The sequence below is a fragment of the Gemmobacter lutimaris genome, from assembly GCF_003570715.1.
Classification (GTDB): Bacteria; Pseudomonadota; Alphaproteobacteria; order Rhodobacterales; family Rhodobacteraceae; genus Gemmobacter; species Gemmobacter lutimaris.
The window spans coordinates 1-3,475 of record NZ_QXXQ01000041.1 but is presented as its reverse complement, the minus strand read 5'-3'; the positions used below and the strand labels follow the sequence as shown (position 1 = coordinate 3,475).

The following is a 3,475-nucleotide window of genomic DNA, read 5'->3' as shown; positions in this document are numbered from 1 at the left end:
GTGTCGATGCCTTTTGCTTCGTCGTATGCGCGAGCGACGTTGAAGGGGAGGCAGTGTTCGTAGATGGCGTAGTTTGCGAATTTGGGGTCGCAGGCGGCGCGGACGGCGTCCCATGCTTCTTTGAGGGAGCCGCCGCGGGCGACGACGCGTTCGACGGGTTTGTAGGTGGAGCGGATGAAGTCCGCGGTATTGGCGATGGCTTTGGCGACCATCTCCTCGCCCACCAGCGCGTCGCCGCGGCCGGGCGCGATGGCGCGGGGCTCAAAGGCCGCGATATTGGCGAGCGTTTCGGGCCAGTCCGTGAAGTGGCCGTCGCCGCAATAGCAGGCGGAATGGTATTCGACGATATCGCCGGTGAACATCACCTCCTGATCGGGCACCCAGATCACCGCGTCACCGGCGGTATGGGCGCGGCCGAGTTTCATGATGTCCACCCGGCGGCGGCCCAGCCAGACCGTCATGCTGTCGGAGAAGGTGGTGGTCGGGCGGGTCAGGCCGGGGATTTCCTCATGGCCCTGGAACAGGCGCGGGAAGCGGCCGAATTCGCTGTCCCAGTCCTCTTGCCCGCGTTCCTCGACCATGGCGGCGGCCACGTCGGACATGATGATTTCCCGCGCGCCATAGGCGCTGGCGCCCAGCACGCGCACCGCGTGGTAATGCGTCAGCACGACATGGCTGATCGGCTTGTCGGTGACCGAGCGCACGCAGTCGATGACCTTGCGCGCCAGACGCGGCGTCGCCTGCGCCTCGACGATCATCACGGACTCATCGCCGATGATCACGCCGGTATTGGGGTCGCCCTCGGCGGTGAAGGCGTAAAGCCCCTCGCCCACTTCGGTGAAGCTGATCTTCTTTTCAGACAGGTCGCCCTGCGAGGCGAAGGCCTTGGCCATGGTTCACTCCTTCGCCCAGTCGGGCAGTTCGATGGCGGGCAGCACCTGCCCCGCGCAATCACCAAATCCGATGCGGTAGCCCGCGCCCTGCGCCGCGCCGCGCAAGACCAGCGTATCGCCGTCTGCGAGGAAGCTGCGCGTCTCGCCAGTTTCCAGCGTCAGCGGTTCCTTCCCGCCCCAGCTCAGCTCCAGCAGCGAGCCGCGCGCGTCCTTCGCGGCGCCCGAGATGGTGCCCGACCCCAGCAGATCGCCCACCCGCATCGCACAGCCCGAGGTCGTGTGATGCGCCAGCTGCTGCGCCGCCGAATAATACATCTCGCGGTAATTGGTGCGCGCGATCACCGTCTCGGCCTTGCCCCCGGGGGCGAGGCTGACCGTCAGCCCGATGTCGTAAAGCATTGGCCCCGGCTCACGCAGATAGGGCAGCAGCGGGCGTTCGCGCGCGGGCGTCGCCACGCGGAACGGCTCCAGCGCCGCTTTCATCACGATCCAGGGGCTGATCGTCGTCGCCGTCGCCTTGGCCTGGAACGGCCCGAGCGGCTGGTATTCCCAGGCCTGGATGTCGCGCGCCGACCAGTCGTTCAGCAGCACATAGCCGAAGATCATCTCGTCGGCCTCGGCGACCGAGACCATGCCCTGCGACGGTTGGCCGACGATGGCGCCCATCTCCAGTTCCAGATCGAAGCGGGCCGAGGGCGCAAGGCGCGGCAGCGCCTCGTCCGGGCCCTTCACCTGACCCCAGGGCCGGGTGACCGGCGTGCCCGAGACCACGACAGACGAGGCCCGGCCGTTATAGCCGATCGGGATCGACAGCCAGTTCGGCGGCAGCGCATTCTCGGCGCCGCGGAACATGGTGCCCACATTCACCGCATGGTTCTTGCCGGCGTAGAAATCGGTATATTCCGCCACCGCGAAGGGCATCAGCAGCCGCGCGCCCGCCTGCGGCACCAGATGCGGCACCACCGCCGGGCGATGCGCCGGGTCCGACAGAAGATCGGTCAGCCGTGCCCGCAGCGCCGCCCAGACCGCAGGCCCCGCCGCCATCACCGCATTCCAGGCGGGGGCCGCGAACAGCGCCGGGTCCAGCCCGTGATCCACCGCGCCCACATCGAGGATCATATCCCCGATGGCCACCCCCATCCGCGCGCCCCGGCCATCGTCGAAGACGCCGCAGGGCAGGTTCTGGATCGGGAAGTCGGTGTCGCCCTGCGCCGAGGCCAGCCAGCTTTGCTGCGTCATGCCTTGATCCCCGGCGTGCCGTCGAATTTCTTTTCAAGGCTGTCCCAGCAATCGACGTAATCGTCCTGAAGCGGCGCTTCTTTCGCGGCGAATTCCGTCAGATGCTGCGGGAAGCGGGTCTCGAACATGAACTGCATGGTCTCGGCCTGGTAATGCGGCACCATCGGCTCGTTCGACCCATGTTCGAAGGCGTTGCGGTCCGGCCCGTGCGGCAGCATCATGTTGTGCAGCGAGATGCCACCCGGCACAAAACCCTGCGGTTTCGCATCATAGACACCATAGATGTTGCCCATCAGCTCGGACATGATGTTCTTGTGATACCATGGCGGGCGGAAGCTGTGCTCGGCCACCATCCAGCGGTCGCGGAACAGCACGAAGTCGATGTTCGCCGTCCCCTCCTGCCCCGAAGGCGCGGTCAGAACCGTGAAGATCGACGGGTCCGGGTGATCGAACAGGATGGCGCCGACCGGGCTGTAGGTGCGCAGGTCGTATTTGTAGGCGCAGTAATTGCCGTGCCAGGCCACCACATCCAGCGGGCTGTGGTCGATGAAGGTCTCGTGGAACTGGCCGCACCATTTGATCACCACGCGGCTATGCGCCTCGCGGTCCTCGAAGGCCGCCACCGGGCATTTGAAGTCGCGCGGATTGGCGAGGCAGTTCGCCCCGATCGGGCCGCGGCCGGGCAGGTCGAATTTCTGGCCGTAGTTTTCACAGACGAAGCCGCGCGCCGGGCCGTCCAGCAGTTCCACCCGGTAAACCAGACCGCGCGGGATGATGGCAATCTCCTTCGGCTCCAGATCAATGATGCCAAGCTCGGTGCAGAAGCGCAGCCTGCCCTCCTGCGGCACCACCAGCAATTCGCTGTCGGCCGAGAAGAAATATTCGTCCTGCATCGACTGCGTCACCAGATAGACATGGCTCGCCATGCCCACCTGTGTGTTCACATCCCCCGCCGTGGTGACAGTGCGCATGCCGGTGATCCAGCTCAGCGGCATGTCCCCCACCGGCACCGGATCCCAGCGATACTGCCCCAGCGAGATCACATCCGGGTCGATGTTCGGCGCCGATTTCCAGTAAGGCACCTCAATCTTCCGAAACCGACCCACATGCTTCACCGAAGGCCGGATCCGGTAACACCACGTCCGCTCGTTCTGACCCCGCGGCGCCGTGAATGCCGTCCCGGAAAGCTGCTCCGCATAAAGCCCGTATTCACACTTCTGCGGCGAATTCTGACCCTGAGGCAAAGCACCCGACAAGGCCTCCGTCTCAAAATCATTCCCAAAACCAGACATGTACCCAAACTGCCCGCCAGCAAAAATACCACCAGCACGCCGAAGCCCGGA

Annotated in this window: 3 protein-coding genes; all 3 read right to left on the bottom strand. The window is 65.4% G+C overall.

Annotated elements, in window-relative coordinates; translation table 11 throughout:
- On the bottom strand, positions 1-893 hold an 893-nt coding region (locus D2N39_RS22290), incomplete at its 3' end, for an MBL fold metallo-hydrolase (protein WP_147373548.1).
- Positions 894-896: 3 nt separating this feature from the next.
- On the bottom strand, positions 897-2,132 hold the full coding sequence (gene fahA / locus D2N39_RS22285; RefSeq protein ID WP_119136903.1) for a fumarylacetoacetase: 1,236 nt from the start codon (positions 2,130-2,132) through the stop codon (positions 897-899).
- Positions 2,129-3,424 carry a homogentisate 1,2-dioxygenase gene (gene hmgA, locus D2N39_RS22280; RefSeq protein ID WP_119136902.1) on the bottom strand — a complete coding sequence of 432 codons (1,296 nt, stop codon included), beginning with the start codon at positions 3,422-3,424 and terminating at the stop codon, positions 2,129-2,131. Before hmgA ends, fahA begins: the two co-directional genes overlap by 4 nt.
- Positions 3,425-3,475 lie beyond the last annotated feature (51 nt).